16 protein-coding genes and 1 tRNA gene are annotated in these 14,016 nt (G+C 48.9%); 1 reads left to right on the top strand and 16 read right to left on the bottom strand.

All coding sequences use genetic code 11. The features are described from left to right. Positions 1-113: 113 nt before the first annotated feature. From FP827_05320 to FP827_05290, 7 genes are all read right to left on the bottom strand, one after another. Entirely contained in the window at positions 114-2,033 is a 1,920-nt protein-coding gene (locus FP827_05320; GenBank protein MBA3052492.1) for an AAA family ATPase, read from the bottom strand. Continuing rightward, on the bottom strand, positions 2,030-3,217 hold the full coding sequence (gene rlmD, locus FP827_05315) for a 23S rRNA (uracil(1939)-C(5))-methyltransferase RlmD (GenBank protein MBA3052491.1): 1,188 nt from the start codon (positions 3,215-3,217) through the stop codon (positions 2,030-2,032). The genes FP827_05320 and rlmD overlap by 4 nt, the downstream gene beginning before the upstream one ends. Beyond that, positions 3,207-3,281 (bottom strand) — tRNA-Glu (locus tag FP827_05310). The genes rlmD and FP827_05310 overlap by 11 nt, the downstream gene beginning before the upstream one ends. Before the next feature lie 748 nt (positions 3,282-4,029). Beyond that, positions 4,030-4,863 carry an alpha/beta fold hydrolase gene (locus FP827_05305; GenBank protein MBA3052490.1) on the bottom strand — a complete coding sequence of 278 codons (834 nt, stop codon included), beginning with the start codon at positions 4,861-4,863 and terminating at the stop codon, positions 4,030-4,032. Further along, positions 4,850-5,422: an inosine/xanthosine triphosphatase gene (gene yjjX, locus FP827_05300; protein MBA3052489.1), complete on the bottom strand. Its 573-nt coding sequence runs from the start codon at positions 5,420-5,422 to the stop codon at positions 4,850-4,852. Before yjjX ends, FP827_05305 begins: the two co-directional genes overlap by 14 nt. Then, a complete protein-coding gene (locus tag FP827_05295) occupies positions 5,419-6,027 on the bottom strand; it encodes a biotin transporter BioY (GenBank protein ID MBA3052488.1) in 609 nt (202 codons plus the stop codon). Before FP827_05295 ends, yjjX begins: the two co-directional genes overlap by 4 nt. Before the next feature lie 230 nt (positions 6,028-6,257). Then, positions 6,258-6,464 (bottom strand): hypothetical protein, encoded by a 207-nt coding sequence (locus FP827_05290; GenBank protein ID MBA3052487.1) that lies wholly within the window; start codon positions 6,462-6,464, stop codon positions 6,258-6,260. A gap of 172 nt (positions 6,465-6,636) precedes the next feature. On the opposite strand from FP827_05290, the gene FP827_05285 reads away from it, so the two are divergent. Then, positions 6,637-7,194, top strand: coding sequence for a DUF4833 domain-containing protein (locus FP827_05285; GenBank protein MBA3052486.1), 558 nt, complete (start codon positions 6,637-6,639; stop codon positions 7,192-7,194). A 21-nt stretch (positions 7,195-7,215) separates the two neighbouring features. On the opposite strand, the gene FP827_05280 is transcribed toward FP827_05285, so the two are convergent. The 9 genes from FP827_05280 to FP827_05240 all read right to left on the bottom strand — a co-directional run bounded on the left by FP827_05280 (position 7,216) and on the right by FP827_05240 (position 13,953). After that, on the bottom strand, positions 7,216-8,178 hold the full coding sequence (locus FP827_05280) for a hypothetical protein (protein ID MBA3052485.1): 963 nt from the start codon (positions 8,176-8,178) through the stop codon (positions 7,216-7,218). Between the two features lie 68 nt (positions 8,179-8,246). Next, complete coding sequence (locus tag FP827_05275) at positions 8,247-9,347, bottom strand: Ldh family oxidoreductase (protein ID MBA3052484.1); 1,101 nt, start codon at positions 9,345-9,347, stop codon at positions 8,247-8,249. A gap of 4 nt (positions 9,348-9,351) precedes the next feature. Continuing rightward, positions 9,352-10,557, bottom strand: coding sequence for a knotted carbamoyltransferase YgeW (ygeW, locus tag FP827_05270; GenBank protein ID MBA3052483.1), 1,206 nt, complete (start codon positions 10,555-10,557; stop codon positions 9,352-9,354). 34 nt (positions 10,558-10,591) lie between these two features. After that, on the bottom strand, positions 10,592-11,794 hold the full coding sequence (locus FP827_05265; GenBank protein ID MBA3052482.1) for a YgeY family selenium metabolism-linked hydrolase: 1,203 nt from the start codon (positions 11,792-11,794) through the stop codon (positions 10,592-10,594). A gap of 222 nt (positions 11,795-12,016) precedes the next feature. Then, complete coding sequence (locus tag FP827_05260; GenBank protein MBA3052481.1) at positions 12,017-12,223, bottom strand: hypothetical protein; 207 nt, start codon at positions 12,221-12,223, stop codon at positions 12,017-12,019. Positions 12,224-12,356: 133 nt separating this feature from the next. Beyond that, positions 12,357-12,833, bottom strand: a complete 477-nt coding sequence (locus tag FP827_05255; GenBank protein ID MBA3052480.1) for a hypothetical protein — start codon at positions 12,831-12,833, stop codon at positions 12,357-12,359. Beyond that, complete coding sequence (locus FP827_05250; GenBank protein MBA3052479.1) at positions 12,784-13,008, bottom strand: hypothetical protein; 225 nt, start codon at positions 13,006-13,008, stop codon at positions 12,784-12,786. The genes FP827_05255 and FP827_05250 overlap by 50 nt, the downstream gene beginning before the upstream one ends. A 251-nt stretch (positions 13,009-13,259) precedes the next feature. Then, positions 13,260-13,664: a hypothetical protein gene (locus FP827_05245; protein ID MBA3052478.1), complete on the bottom strand. Its 405-nt coding sequence runs from the start codon at positions 13,662-13,664 to the stop codon at positions 13,260-13,262. Then, positions 13,654-13,953: a hypothetical protein gene (locus FP827_05240; protein MBA3052477.1), complete on the bottom strand. Its 300-nt coding sequence runs from the start codon at positions 13,951-13,953 to the stop codon at positions 13,654-13,656. Before FP827_05240 ends, FP827_05245 begins: the two co-directional genes overlap by 11 nt. Between the last annotated feature and the right edge of the window lie 63 nt (positions 13,954-14,016).

Raw genomic sequence — 14,016 nt, 5'->3', positions numbered from 1 at the left:
TACATACGCTTTCCAGGCGTACACCTTAAGCCGCTCGGTCACCTCTCCATTAAATATTTTTAATTCTAATTTTTTAAACGGTTTTTGGCAATTAGCAACCGTCCCCAATACCCTTATTTTACAAGCCCGGTATCTTTCAAAAATCGTGACGGCATATGATAAACCCACCTGCCCCACAGACGCCGGCTCATAGATGCCGTGAGGTTAAGCACTTCTTTCGCTCTCGTCATTCCGACGTAACAAAGCCTGCGCTCCTCCTCCATCTCGTCCACATCGCCGAGGCCGTCGCCGTACGGAAGGAGCCCCTCCTCCATACCCGTCAAAAAAACAACAGGAAACTCCAGACCCTTGCACAGATGCAGCGTCATCAGACTCACCCCTGCCTCATCAAAATTCTTACCGTCCCTCTCCCTGATAAGCGATATGTCGTAAAGAAAATCCCTTATGCTCTGGCCGGACTCCTCCTCGTGGGAGCGCACGGCGTTGACGAGCTCCTGAAGGTTCTGAATACGGTCCTTGGCGTCAAAATTCCCCGATGCCTCAAGCAGCGGCACATAACCGGACTCATCCAGCACTCTTTTGACGAATTCAAAACCCTGCATGGAATCCATCATCTCATGCCACCTGAGCACATTTCCGGAGAAATTCTTCAGCCTGTTCTTTGTCGCGGCGCTGACAGGGCCGTCTTCTATCAACTCTTTCAAAGCGTCAAATAAACTTAACCCCTTTTCTGAAGCAATCCTTGAAAGAGCCTCCATACCCTTTGTTTTCTTCCCCATTCCGCGCGAGGGAATGTTGATTATCCTGCTGAGGTGCCAGTCATCGTGGCGGTTCAGTATCACATAAAGATAAGCGAGAGCGTCCTTGATCTCCTTCCTCTCATAGAAACCCGTGCCGCCTATGATCTTGTAGGGTATGCCGCACCGCCTGAAAGTTTCCTCAAATATCCGCGACTGCGCGTTGGTCCTGTAAAAAATCGCGATATCGCTGTAATCATAATTAGAATCGGTGTAATTCCTTATTTCTTCGGCTATGCCCTTGGCCTCGGAAATATCGCGGCTGAACATCGCCACTCTCACATCTTCGCCGCCCTCTTTCCTCGTCCACAATTTTTTCACCCGCCTTGTCGAGGCCTCGTTTATGACGGCCGTGGCGGCGTTGAGTATATGGGCCGTGGAGCGGTAATTCTCCTCAAGCGTGACGACCGCGCAGTCGGGCCAGTCCTTCTCAAAATTCTTTATGTTGTCCACATTGGCCCCGCGCCAGGAATATATCGCCTGATCGTCATCCCCCACAACGCAGAGATTCCTGCTCTTTTTGGCAAGTTCCTTGACGAGGAAGTACTGCGCGTAATTCGTGTCCTGATATTCGTCCACGAGTATGTGGCTGAACTGCTCCTGATATCTGAGAAGGGCGTCGGGATGCTCCTTGAAAAATATTATCAGATCCAGCAGCAGGTCGCTGAAATCCTTCGCGTTGTTTTTCTTCAATTCCTTCTGATAGGCCCTGTACACCTCGATGAGACCCCCGACGGAGCCGTCCTCAAAAAGAGTGTAGAGAGAGGGGCTCTGCGAATCCATGAGCTTCCCTTTGGCTATGTCAATGTAGTAAAGCGCCGTCCGGGGTTTTATTTTTTCATCCAGCCCCTGTTCTTTCAGTATCTGTTTCATGAGATTCCGCTGGTCGGTCTCGTCAAAAATACTGAAGTCCCATTGCAAACCGTAAACCTGGTATTCAATCCTCAGCACCCTCAGAGCGAAAGAATGAAAGGTGGAGACCCACAGCGTGCCGGCCCCATCCCCGACGAGATTCAGCACCCTTTCCTTCATCTCTCCGGCGGCCTTGTTGGTAAAGGTGACGGCGAGTATTTTTTCCGGGGGCACACCCCGCGCGACGAGATTGGCTATCCTGTAGGTGATGACCCTGGTCTTCCCCGTGCCAGCTCCGGCAAGGACAAGGACGGGGCCTTCGGTGTGCTCGACAGCGGCCAGCTGCCCGGGATTCAGGTTATCCCCAAGATTCAGAGGCCTCATCTGGAAAGCAGAAAAACCGTTTCCATAAAAGGCGTGTTGGGGAACATGTCAAAGGGTATTGCCCTTGTTACTTTGTAGCCGTATTTCCCGAACTCAATGAGGTTCTGGACGCCGGTCTCTATCTTGCATGAGAAAAACAGTATCTTATTTATGTCCTTCAACGCGACTCTTCTTATGGCTTTTTTGCTCATGCCGGACCTCGGCGGATCCAGGATGGCGTAATCAAAACTCTTACGGCGTATCAGCGCCAGGGCGGTTTTCACGTCGCCGCATATGGGCTCGGCGTTTTCTATTCCGTTTGAGGAGAGATTTTTTTTCATTATCTCCACCGACTCGTTCTGGAGCTCTATGCTGTAAAGGTATTTGATGTTTCTGGCTATATAAAGCCCCATACCTCCGGAGCCGCTGTAAAGGTCAAGCACATATTCGTCGCCTGTGAGATCCATCATCTCGCGGGCCTTCCCGTACATCATCGCGCTCATCATAGTGTTGGGCTGGAAAAAAGATTCGGGAGAGATCAGGAAAGAGGTGCCGTCCATATTCTCGGCGAGGTATTCCTTTCCGCTCAAAAGAAAAAGTTTTTCGCAGTCGGCAATGTCGGACAGCCGCGAGTTGATGCCGTAATAAACGCTTTTGATAAAAGGAAATTCCTCAAAGATCTTCGCGAACTCCCCCGCTTTAGCGAACTCTCCGGCGGTGACAAGGATTATCATCATCTCGTCGGCGGTCTTGGAACACCGCACCTTCAAATGGCGCAGAAAACCCGCGTGCGTTTTCGGATCATAGGGCTCAAGAGCCTCTGCTTTGGCGTATTCCCGCACCTTATCCAGCACCCCGCCTATGCGCCTGTCAAAAAGAAGACAGCGCGTGAGATTCTCTATCCTGTGAAAAGAACCCTTGTAATGCTGGCCTATGAGAGGTTCCTCGACTGTTCCGCCGAAAGTGAACTCCATCTTGTTCCTGTAATAGAATTGATCCAGAGCGGGTATCAGCTCTTCTTTTTCGCAATCAACAAAGGGCGCGAGATTCTGTTCAAGTATGGCGCGTTTGTTCGCGAGCTGCTCCTCGTACGGGATGTCCAGCCACGAGCAGCCGCCGCAGCGGCGGAAGTGAGGGCACATCTGTGTGTTGGCGCTATCCATTGTCGTCAAGACCTGACCCCCTTTATTTTTTTGGTAGCGCATACGAGAATCGAACTCGTACTACCGCCTTGAGAGGGCGGCGTCCTAACCGTTAGACGAATGCGCCATTAAATTCAGGCTGATATTTTATTAGATTTTCAGACTTTTAGCAATGGCGGAAATGGTGCCAGGGGTTGACTTTCGATACTTATTGCGGGAGCGGAGCCTGTTTTGCCATTCACATCAGTGCGTTTTTGCTGCCATGAAATCTCATGGACAGTGTTATTATCTGTTTTTAGATCTTACTTTTGCCAATTTAAGCGCTTCAACATCTAATTTATCTTTAGCCCTGCCTGAAGCCTCTTTCTACCCGCACATGAAAGTCCCTTTTTTTGTGATTTTTTTATCCATTTTTTTATGCTTTAAATGTTTGATTGAATAATATTGTTCTTTTAACAATTGAGCGCTGTCTAATCTTTGCTCAGGGGTGAGAGATAAATCAAATTCCGCGGACGCTTTCTCAAGACTCTTAAACGAATCGCATTTACGCGTAGCAAATTTTGGTTTGGCCATTCCAAATAACCCCCTTTTAAGGCGCATTAATTCGACAAACACCGACAGTAAAATATAGCATATCCCCGCTGATAACGCAACGGTATTTTCCGCCGTCCCCCTTTTTTTCTTTTCATTTATTGCCCGATTTGGGTATAACCGCCCGTATATGAAGGTTGCGATATGAAAATACTTGTCATCAGCCGCAGGATCTATTCCGCGGAATACGAACTCATAGACATGCCCTCGGAAAAGGTGCTGGCGGACGAAGCGCATACCTGAGCGGCCGTCCGGAAATGCCGACGGGCACAATCACAGACCGTTCAGCGGGTGGCTTCCAGAAAATCTTTGATGCCTTCGGTGTAAAGTTCCGCGGATTCAAAAAAACAGTTGCGGTGAGTGCCGGATAGTTCGATGAATTTTTTCGGCTCCGGCGCCGCGGCGAAAAGTTTTCGGCCGTGTATGAAGGGCACGACGGTGTCGTCTTTGCTGTGCACGACCAGCACGGGGGACTTCACCTTCAAAAGATAGTCCAGCGTGCTGTATTTGTACCTCAGAAAATATCTCACGGGGATAAAAGGATGGGTTTTTGAAGCGATGTCCTCAACCGAGGTAAAAGCCGTCTCAAGGAAAAGCGCCCGCGGTTTGTGTTCTTTGGCGAGCCACGCGGCTATGGCCCCGCCGAGGGATCTGCCCACTATGATAATGCGGGACGGATGATTTTTTTTCTCTTTTGTGAGCCAGTTCCACGCGGCCTCCGCGTCAAAATATGTCCCTGTCTCGCTCTGCTGTCCAAGGCTCCTGCCGTAACCCCTGTAATCAAAAATAAAAACGCCAAGGCCGATTTCGGTGAACATCCTGACATCTTCAATAAAGTATGAGATGTTATCCGCGTTGCCGTGGCAAAAAAGGATTATTTCACCCCGCTCGCCGGTCGGCGGAAAAAACCAGCCGTTGAGCCTGACGCCGTCGGATGAGTCAAAATATATATCCTCGTATTCCATACCCTTGAGGCCGGGCGTCGTCACGATCTCTTTAGACGGGTAATAAATATACTTTTTCTGAAAAAAAGCCAGCATCAGCATAAAAGCGAAATAACCGGCCGCTGCCAGAAACAGGATGTATTTCAGCGCTCTAAACGCTTTACGCACGGCCATCGAACAGCTCCCTGTTGAGAAAAGGTATGAGCGCCGCGATTATCCCGCTCTCATAAAATTTCTTCCTGTCTATCCTGCCCTTCGTGAAAAAACCCACGGCGCCGTGTTTCTGTTTTGTGTTATGTCCATTCTGTATTTTATCCATCACATCGCCGAGTTCGGTTCCCGCCAAAAGCTCTTTGACGACGGAACCCGGCAGCTCGAACATAGCGGAGCTCCCGAAACCTTTTCTGCCGGCGCTGTCCCTGATGCAGACCCCGCCGAAAGAGAGCCAGCGGCCGTGAAGGTTTATTATTCCGCCCTCAATGCCCGCGAAAAAATCAGCGCCGAGTTTTTTGCTCCTGTTCTTCCTGAAAAGAGCGTCCGCCCTGTTCTCCGCGCCTATGAATGTCTCCGCCCCCACCGGCTGTATCCCCACGCCGCTTTCGACGGAAACGGGCAGCACCCTGACATTTTTATAATAGAGCGCGAAGGATGCACGCACAGACTCTATCTTCACGGGATTGGCCGAGCCGACAAGAACCGTGACGGCGGATTTTTTAAACGGCTCCGCGCTCAAGTTTTTTCTTTCTTCGGCAGGATGAGCGAGCCTATCGCTCCCGCACCGATGATTTTCACTATTCCGCCCGGAACAAAAGGCAGAACGCCTTTCGCCAGAGTTTCCGTAAAACCGTAATTCATCAGCGCCGAAAGATAAATAGCGCCGCAAAGGTATATAACCGCGATAGAGGCCGCCATTATCACAAACTGGGGAATGAGTTTACGGTTAGCGGCGGAGATGTCGGAGAGATAACCCGAAACAATGGGTGCGAGTATGAAACCTATCAGATAACCTCCCGTCGGCCCGAGAAGATAAGCCGCGCTTCCGGATGCCCCGCCCGCGAACCACGGCGTGCCCGCTATTCCGGCGCCCACATACATGAGCTGGCTCAAAGCACCGAAAACTGGCCCGCAGACGATGCCGCTCAAAAGAACGCCCATCGTCTGTCCCGTCACGGGAACGGGGGTAAAGGGGAGCTGTATCCTTATCAGGGCCAGAAGCCCGGTGACAACAGCCATCCCTCCCGCGAGAGCAAGGCGTTTCGCGAAAGCGCTCCCCCTGCTCCAAACATAAAAATTATACCTGGCATCCTCAAAACGCCCGTAAACAACAGCTGTATTCATATCTCATCCCTCCTGTCTGCCTCTTCCAAAATCCTGCGTAAATTTTATTATATAAGCGCCCAAAGGTCAATTGTACGCTATTTCAGACAGACGGACACATTCTTCCCCATATAACTGAAAGCCCGGCACCATTAAAAGTCGCAACCGGACAGACCCGGCTCCCCACGCATCGTTCTCATCTCGTCAAGCGTTTTCGCCGTGACGGGTATGCCTGTCTTTTTGCGTTTCTGCTATGCGAGAGGCTCAGTTTCTCCGTCGGACTGTCCGGGCTTGGCCGGTTTTGAAGCTTCCATTTTTTCAACCCAGCTTTTTATCGCGTCAAAATTCTCCACGATTTTCTTTGCCTTGCTGATGCCGAATTGAAAAGGAAAGTGGTCGTTCTCATCTTTTTTCAAAACAATCATCTGATTACCCTTAAACTCGCTGTATTCAACCATAACAATACCTCCATAGCTGCCATCGCCAAAGTCTTCCTCGTTGATTTTAGCACAAGATTTATGCGCTGTCTATTAAAATCTTCGCGCAATCAGCTGAGATATTGACTAAACAGGGCTTTTATTATACCTTCCTTTATCCCCGCGGAGGGGAATTGAAAAAAGGGAGGAATTTATGAAAAATTTAGTTATAGGATTTCTATCGCTGTCACTGCTGACGGTATCTGTTTTCTGCAAAGAGAAAAAGAGTACGCCCGCGGACAAAAGCGCCAGGGAGATCAGCTATCAGCGATTATTTTTAATAACGCGCAGCCTGAATGAGAATCAGGTCATTTACGAGGCGGCTCTGGATGAAGCGGGCTTCTCCATAAAAGACCCTGTAAATATCTATTGGACCATATACGGAAAGAAAGGCACGACAACGGAACCCTTGAACGCGATTGAAAAGAAAATAGGTTATGGGATAGCAATAACAACAACGACGAGGGAAGAAGTTGGGTTCTATGTCAAATCCCTCCCTGAAAACCCGATCAAAGCCGTGATAACGAGAGATGAAGACGAAACCACGGCTCGGGCGCTCATGTATATTAACGGCGAAGAGTCCGTTGTCAGTCAGATATATATTGAATCTAAATCCGCTTTCCCTCTGCCGAAGGTGATATACATAGATATCACAGGCGTTTCACTGAAGACAAACGAAGAAATAACGGAAAGAATCATCCCGAAGAAATAGCGCTGATACGGGGCCACCACCCTACGGCCGTTGGGCGCATTTTGCCGTTACTTTATAAAACTCGCTCGGCACATAAGAGGGATCGTCATCCGCGCCGCCGTCCCACTCTCCGTTAACAATGCATATAATCGCTCCTTTCTGAAAAGCGAATGAGGTACCGTCGGGTCCGTCGGCGGAATAGCTGAGGATCTCATCCCAGCCCTCCTGACGCAGCGTCTCATGCAGAAGGCTGGCGGGATCCCTCGCGCCGTTGAGAGTTTTAAATGACCCTTCAATTATAATTTCGCGTCCTGTTCTTTCACAACCGGCGATATCATCCGTGAAAACACAATCATTAAAGCTGATTTCCGTTCCCGGAACTTCTTTGACGATTTGACTTATTTCAAAACAGGCTTTTAGCGCATCATCCTGCGCGCTCTTTTCGGGTTGAGATATCCCGATTTTTACGGCGCCGGACTGTATCAGCCCTTTCTCAAGAATTCCCGCGATACCATCATAATAATCTTTCTTTATCACGGGATAATGCACGGCGATACGGGGAAATTTTTGCATTTCAGAAAACGACGCCTTATCGCCTGAATAATGTTCAGGGAGATAGATTTCAAAAAGATATGCGCGGCTATCCGGATAATCCACAAAAGAAAGCTGAATAAAACTGCCTTTACCGTCAAGAATAATACCGCATGATGATTGTCCGGCTTTCTTCGCTTTCAGGCAGACAGTTTCCGTCACATTATTTTTTTTGTCCTTTAGCCGGGTTATTGCACGGCCGGGTTTTGGATAACCTTCCGGCAGGATCCGGGATGACGCAAGGCTTTTAATAAGAAAATCACGGATACTGCCGAGCCTCGCCGTCTGCTTCCTGCGCGGCGCGGGGGTAACCAGGACATAATTATGGTGGGGCAGCGCTTCTTCTTTTAATGTGCCCCCACGGCAAATACTGACTGCGATTATCAAAAGCGGAATCACTTTAATGAATTTCATACCCACTTCCCCCCTCTTGTGATTGCAAAGCCTGCTTTATGCCTCAGTCGATCAGGAACCGTCCCTAATTAAAAATTGTAGCCGGTAAGGCCCAGCTCATCACGCATCGTCCTCATCTCGGCTATGGTTTTATCCGTGACGGGGATGCCTGTCTTTTTGCGCTCCTGCCATGCGAGATGTTCCTTTTCTCCGGCGGTGTATATCCTGTCTTGGCCGGGAGCTTTTTTTGACGCGCGGAGAGCGCGGAGAATTCCGCCTGATGTTTTTCTGAAAACCGACGGCTCGACGAAAGAGGATATGTTTATTGCTATAAAAAAATGTCCCAGATGATAGGGAACTTTTTTGCCGTCTTTGATTCCCGAAAGCATTTTAAGGAAGGGCCCGCTCTGAAGAGCCGCCGAAAGTATCTCTACCGCTGTGCAGTAGCCGTAGCCCTTGTAGCCGGCCGTTTCCTCTCCTATTCCGCCCAGAGGCGTAAGCGCCGCAGCGCCGCTGACCAGGTCATCCAGCACGGCGGAAGCATTGGTCTTAGACGAACCGTCATCGCCTATGACCCAGCCTTCCGGCAGTTTTTTGTTGAGGCGGCCGTATGTTTCAACCTTCCCTCTCTGGGCCATGGAAGTGGCGCAGTCAATGACAAAAGGAAATTCCTCGTCGGTGGGGAGGCCTATCGTCAGAGGATTTGTGCCGAGCATGTTCTCCACGCCGAAGGTCGGAGCGACCGATGGCCTGGCGTTGGTACCTGTTATGCCTATCATATCCGACTCCGCGGCCTGCGTGACATAATAACCCGCTATGCCGTAATGGGTGGAGTTTTTAACCGCCACCATGGCCGTGCCGTATTCTCTCGCTTTTTTAAGAGCCATATCCATGGCTTTTTTGGATATGGCGTGTCCCATGCCGTCTTTCCCGTCAAGAAGAGCCGTCGTCGGGCTTTCTTTCAGTATCTCGAAATCGCCGCTTGTTTGCTGCGTCCCCTCTTTTATCCTGTCATAATAAATGTTTTTGAGGCGCGCTATGCCGTGGGAATCTATTCCCCGTTTATCAGCCGCTATAAGAACCCCGGCGCAGAGAGCGGCGTCTTCCTCTTTAACGCCGACACCGATAAAAACATCTTTCATGAATTTTTCCAGCATATCCGCTTTTATCATACTCACGCCATTGTTCATTTTTTCATCCGGCGCGGTTCTTGCTGTTTCTGTAGAAGCCCTCCATCACGGCCACGGGATCCCTGAAACAGCAGAGCATGATCATCGCCGCTATCACGAAAGGTTTATAGCGGGCTTCCCTGTATGTTTCAATGCGGTATTTCTCAAAAACGCCATGCGTCACCTCTCCGGCCTTGCAGTTCAAACCCTGCACGTCGGCAGGCAGACAATGGAGATAAAGAGCTTCCCCGTTTTTGGTGGTGGACATTATTTTTTCATCGCAGAGCCAGTCCTTGTGTTTAGCGTTCTCGGTGAGGCATTTCTTTTCAAGATCCTTGAGGCCCGCCGAATCGTTTTTCTCAAGCAGTTTCGTCCTTTCCTTCATCACGCTGAACGACGCCCAGCTCTTGGGATAGACGATATCCGCGCCCTTGAAAGCGGCTTTCATATCGTGCGAGACCTTGAAAGAACCGCCGGATTGCTTCGCCTGTTTCGCCGACAGATTGACGATATCATCCATCAGCTCATAACCCTCGGGGTGCGCCAGCGTCACATCCATGCCGAACCTGGTCATCAGGGCTATTATCCCCTGCGGCACCGAGAGAGGTTTGCCATAACTCGGAGAATAAGCCCAGCTCATCACTATTTTTTTGCCCTTGAGATTTTTAATGCCGCCGAAATAATTCTGAAGATGCAGGAGGTCCGACATCGTCTGAGTCGGGTGGTCGAGGTCGCTCTGAAGGTTTATGACGGCCGGCCTCATGTTGAGCACCCTCTCATTGAAACCCTCGTCAAGAGCCCCCGCCACTTCCTTCATGAAGGTGTGTCCGCGGCCTATGTACATGTCGTCGCGTATGCCTATGACCTCGCTCAGAAAAGATATCATGTTGGCGGTTTCCCTGACGGTCTCGCCGTGCGCCACCTGAGTTTTCTCGTCGTCAACATCCTCAACGCCAAGGCCCAGCATATTGCAGGCCGATGAGAAAGCGAAACGCGTTCTCGTTGATTTATCGCGGAACTGCGATATGGCGAGGCCCGTCTGAAAAGCGCGCATCGCTACATTATCCCTGTAAAGGAGCTGCATTATCTGCGCCATACTCAGCGTCGCGATCAATTCAGCGTGAGTCTTTTCCCATGTCAGAAGAAAATCCTTTCTGTACATGTCAAAATTCAGCCTGTTCAGATAGTTCAACTCCGACCTGACCTTGAAAATCGGTTCTTTCTCTTTCATGTTATATTCCTCCATAGCGACGGTTTGAGACCTGTCAGCTTTTTAACCCCTTGCAGTATGTTTTCGGAAAAAGCGCGTACCACGCGGCGGCTTTGACAAGATGCTCCACCGGCACCTGATCGTTGACCGAATGCGCGTATTTTTCATTGCCCGGCCCGAATCCCAGCGTCGGTATTTTGAACATTCCCATTGTGGCGATTCCATTCGTTGAGAATATCCACCTGCTCACTTTCGCTTTTTTCCCCAGCGCCCCGATATATGTTTTCTCGGCGGCCTTGAGGAGCTTGTGATCCTTCGGGAGTATCCATGTCGGGAAATAAGTTTCCGTCGGATATTTGAGTCCCTTCCAGCTCGGCTTTTCGTACCTGAGCAGTTTCACCTCGGCCTCGACGCCTGCTTTTTTGACAGCTTCACGCACCTGTCTGAGCGCGAGGTCTTTTGTTTCGCCCGTAGTCAGACGCCTGTCGAGCTGAATATAACATTCATCGGGCACGGCGCACATTGACGGCGTTTTGCAGGTAACATAACTGACGACAACGGTGCCCTTCCCGAGGAAAGCGTCCTTCTTCAGCCTGTCGTTGAGCTTTTCTATCTCTTTTATAATACCGCTCATCTTGTAGATGGCGTTTATTCCCCGATCCGGCATGGAGCCGTGCGCGGCCTTGCCTTTTGTCGTCACGCCTATCTCCATTCTCCCCCTCTGTCCTATGTACAGGTCAAGATTTGTGGGCTCGGTGATAATAACGCATTCGGGTTTCAGTTTGTCTTCTTTCACTATGTACTGCCAGCAGAGGCCGTCGCAATCCTCTTCCTGAACGCTGCCGACGACGTAAAGGGTGAAATCATCCATGAGATTGAATTTTTTGAGGAGCTTCACCCCGTAAACCATGCCCGCCATTCCGGCGAGCTGGTCCACCGCGCCCCGCCCGTAAATTATGCCTTTTTCAAGTTTGCCTTTGTAGGGGTCCCATTTCCACTGTTTGATGTCGCCTACGCCGACGGTATCTATGTGCGCGTCCATGGCGATGATGTGTTTGCCGCGGCCGATTTTGCCGAGGATGTTTCCCATACCGTCTATTCTGACGCTGTCAAAACCCGTCTTGAGCATCTCCTTGCGTATCCTCTCAATGACTTTTTCCTCACCGCAGGATTCACCGGGAATGGCGACCAGATCCCTCAGGAACTTAACAACATTTTTTTCTTCTTTCTTTGCTTCCTTAAGTAAATTAACTTCCATGCCAAATCTCCTTTGGAACAAATTTTAACGCTCGAATGTTAGCAAATGCGCCGTGAAAAATCCAATTTCATTATGGCAACGGATTCAGCCCGTATTTTTCTTTTTCATGGTGTAAACTTTGATAAATTTCTGAAAGTATTTGGAAAGTATTGGGAAAGTATTGGTGAAAGTATTGGGACGTCCTACATTCTTTTTCATTTTCAGCTTGCCGTCGTCATTTATTCAGCTATCCCAACCTGCCCCTATATTTTCTTCGGGACGGGGGATATTCACTTCATCCTCTATCCTCTCCGCCCGCTTACGTAATTTTACGATCTTATCCAGCAGACTCTGGAAAGAGTATCCCATGGCTTTACTGCTCTTTTCCAGCTCATTGACCCGGAAATTTAACCACAGAATCATCAATAAAAGACAAACAAGTACCAGCATCCAGTTCATTTTGCCCCCCTTTGTTCCTCCCGCGCCGGAATATGAAAATCCATGCTTTTTGTATCAACATTCCCCGTTAAATTCGAATTGACACTTTACTTGGCTACAATGATACTGAACACAAAACGGAGGCTTATAATTCTTTGCCCCTTTTTTTTTGCCTGGTTTGTTTTTTTATTTCTCTCAGATATTTTAGATCCTCAATGTCCTTTGGCCGCCCTGCGGCTTTCTTCATTTTAATGAGGTCATTCAATGAGGCAAAGTTCCCCTTTGTTTTGCCGAGGCGCTCTGTCTTTTTGTTTTTCCATATCTCTTTAAATGTCACGCCTTTTACTGAAGGATGAATATCTAAACGATTGGACTGTCCCCTGAACAATACCTTATATTTTAAAATATCCTCGTAGCTCATATCTTGCAAATCGTATCCTAAAGATTCAATTGCGGTTCGACATTTTCGTACATTCTCTATTTCCGGTTTTACGAGTATATCTATATCCAGAGTATCACGAGTATAACCTATCGACGAAAATGCGAATGCGCCGATAATTACATATTCTACTTTATTTTCGTTTAAGGATTTTATTATGTTTTCCGCGGCTTGTCGATCCATTATGGATTCCCCTTCTTCTTTCTAATAGTTCAGAGCGTTCAAATAAAAGTTTAAACCTTTCTTCGGTGGTTAACGCCAACATTTGAGCAACATCGTATTCTAATTCCGCCCGCTGAGCCTCAGGAGTACCTTCCTCATCCGGCCGGATGAGCAATAAACCTTTTAACTTTCTCATAATATTATTATAGCAAGTTTCGGCGTTTCACAAAAATGCAAAGGAAAAGGAGATGGTACGTATATGCGCGGTCGCCGTCTTTTTTCATTAACGCTTTGCGGCGGAATCCCTTATCTCTCTTTCCAGCAGTGTGTTATGCGGCAAGCATATCAAAAGGTCATATCACAAGACAAGTTTACGCATAAGCAATCCCGACGATGACCGGACGCGGGGAGCCGATGTTTTTAATACAAAAGGTTTTTACCGGCCCCTCAGTCCCCGTAAATAATTATTCTTTTCCGGCTGTAAAGCCCCAGCAGCACGCTGGTGGTCTCTATGTCGGTATAATATATTTTCTTTATACCTGTCTGCCGCGTTACATCGTTTATGTTATCTCTGTCCCATTCCGCCGAAAGATTGTAGCCGGAGCCGACACGGGTTATCATGTGCCTGTCGAGCATTGCGCTCTTTGAGCCCACCGGTGTTTTTTTAAAATCGGTTGAATGGGGCTCAATGACTTTTTTGTACAGCAATCCCGGTGGCGAAAAAGACCTTGGCATCCCTATGTAAGCCGCGCCCGGTTTCGGCCCTTCCAGCGGCTTCACATACAGGTTGTTTGACGCGTGATTAGATAAAAACAGGACAACCGCAAAGACAAGATAAGGGCTAATTGCCATACACGACGGTTTTGACGCGCGTATAAAGGCCCAGCAATACAGAAAACACCTCGGTATCGGCGTGTTCTATAACTTTTATATCCCCGTTTTCGGCTGCGGCCTTGGTTCCGCAGTCTCCCCACGCGAAAAGCCAGAGCACGGAAGTGGATTTTGACATACCCACTTTTGTGCCTATTTCGGTCTTGTCGTAGTTCGTATCAAGGGGCCGGCGCACGTTATAAATGCAACCCTGCAGGCACAATAATATACCCAGTGCAATTCCGATTGCTTTCGCCCCCGTAGTTTTCATAAATAAATCTCCTTTTCTCAGATAATTTATCAATTTTTTTTACTTTACTCCTGCTGATTATAC

The organism is Candidatus Omnitrophota bacterium, assembly GCA_013791745.1.
GTDB lineage: Bacteria > CG03 > CG03 > CG03 > CG03 > CG03.
Note: the sequence above shows the minus strand (reverse complement) of the source record. Positions and strands in the feature narration are given on the sequence as shown.

What these genes read in the sequence shown, in the direction of transcription:
- FP827_05240 (MBA3052477.1), bottom strand. Translation starts at nt 13,953, where the DNA reads ATGAAAACTACGGGGGCGAAAGCAATCGGAATTGCACTGGGTATATTA.
- rlmD (MBA3052491.1), bottom strand. Translation starts at nt 3,217, where the DNA reads ATGCGCTACCAAAAAAATAAAGGGGGTCAGGTCTTGACGACAATGGAT.
- FP827_05285 (MBA3052486.1), top strand. Translation starts at nt 6,637, where the DNA reads ATGAAAAATTTAGTTATAGGATTTCTATCGCTGTCACTGCTGACGGTA.
- FP827_05280 (MBA3052485.1), bottom strand. Translation starts at nt 8,178, where the DNA reads ATGAAATTCATTAAAGTGATTCCGCTTTTGATAATCGCAGTCAGTATT.
- FP827_05305 (MBA3052490.1), bottom strand. Translation starts at nt 4,863, where the DNA reads ATGGCCGTGCGTAAAGCGTTTAGAGCGCTGAAATACATCCTGTTTCTG.
- FP827_05255 (MBA3052480.1), bottom strand. Translation starts at nt 12,833, where the DNA reads ATGGATCGACAAGCCGCGGAAAACATAATAAAATCCTTAAACGAAAAT.
- FP827_05295 (MBA3052488.1), bottom strand. Translation starts at nt 6,027, where the DNA reads ATGAATACAGCTGTTGTTTACGGGCGTTTTGAGGATGCCAGGTATAAT.
- ygeW (MBA3052483.1), bottom strand. Translation starts at nt 10,557, where the DNA reads ATGAAAGAGAAAGAACCGATTTTCAAGGTCAGGTCGGAGTTGAACTAT.
- FP827_05245 (MBA3052478.1), bottom strand. Translation starts at nt 13,664, where the DNA reads ATGGCAATTAGCCCTTATCTTGTCTTTGCGGTTGTCCTGTTTTTATCT.
- FP827_05290 (MBA3052487.1), bottom strand. Translation starts at nt 6,464, where the DNA reads ATGGTTGAATACAGCGAGTTTAAGGGTAATCAGATGATTGTTTTGAAA.
- FP827_05260 (MBA3052481.1), bottom strand. Translation starts at nt 12,223, where the DNA reads ATGCTGGTACTTGTTTGTCTTTTATTGATGATTCTGTGGTTAAATTTC.
- FP827_05320 (MBA3052492.1), bottom strand. Translation starts at nt 2,033, where the DNA reads ATGAGGCCTCTGAATCTTGGGGATAACCTGAATCCCGGGCAGCTGGCC.
- FP827_05250 (MBA3052479.1), bottom strand. Translation starts at nt 13,008, where the DNA reads ATGAGAAAGTTAAAAGGTTTATTGCTCATCCGGCCGGATGAGGAAGGT.
- FP827_05275 (MBA3052484.1), bottom strand. Translation starts at nt 9,347, where the DNA reads ATGAACAATGGCGTGAGTATGATAAAAGCGGATATGCTGGAAAAATTC.
- FP827_05265 (MBA3052482.1), bottom strand. Translation starts at nt 11,794, where the DNA reads ATGGAAGTTAATTTACTTAAGGAAGCAAAGAAAGAAGAAAAAAATGTT.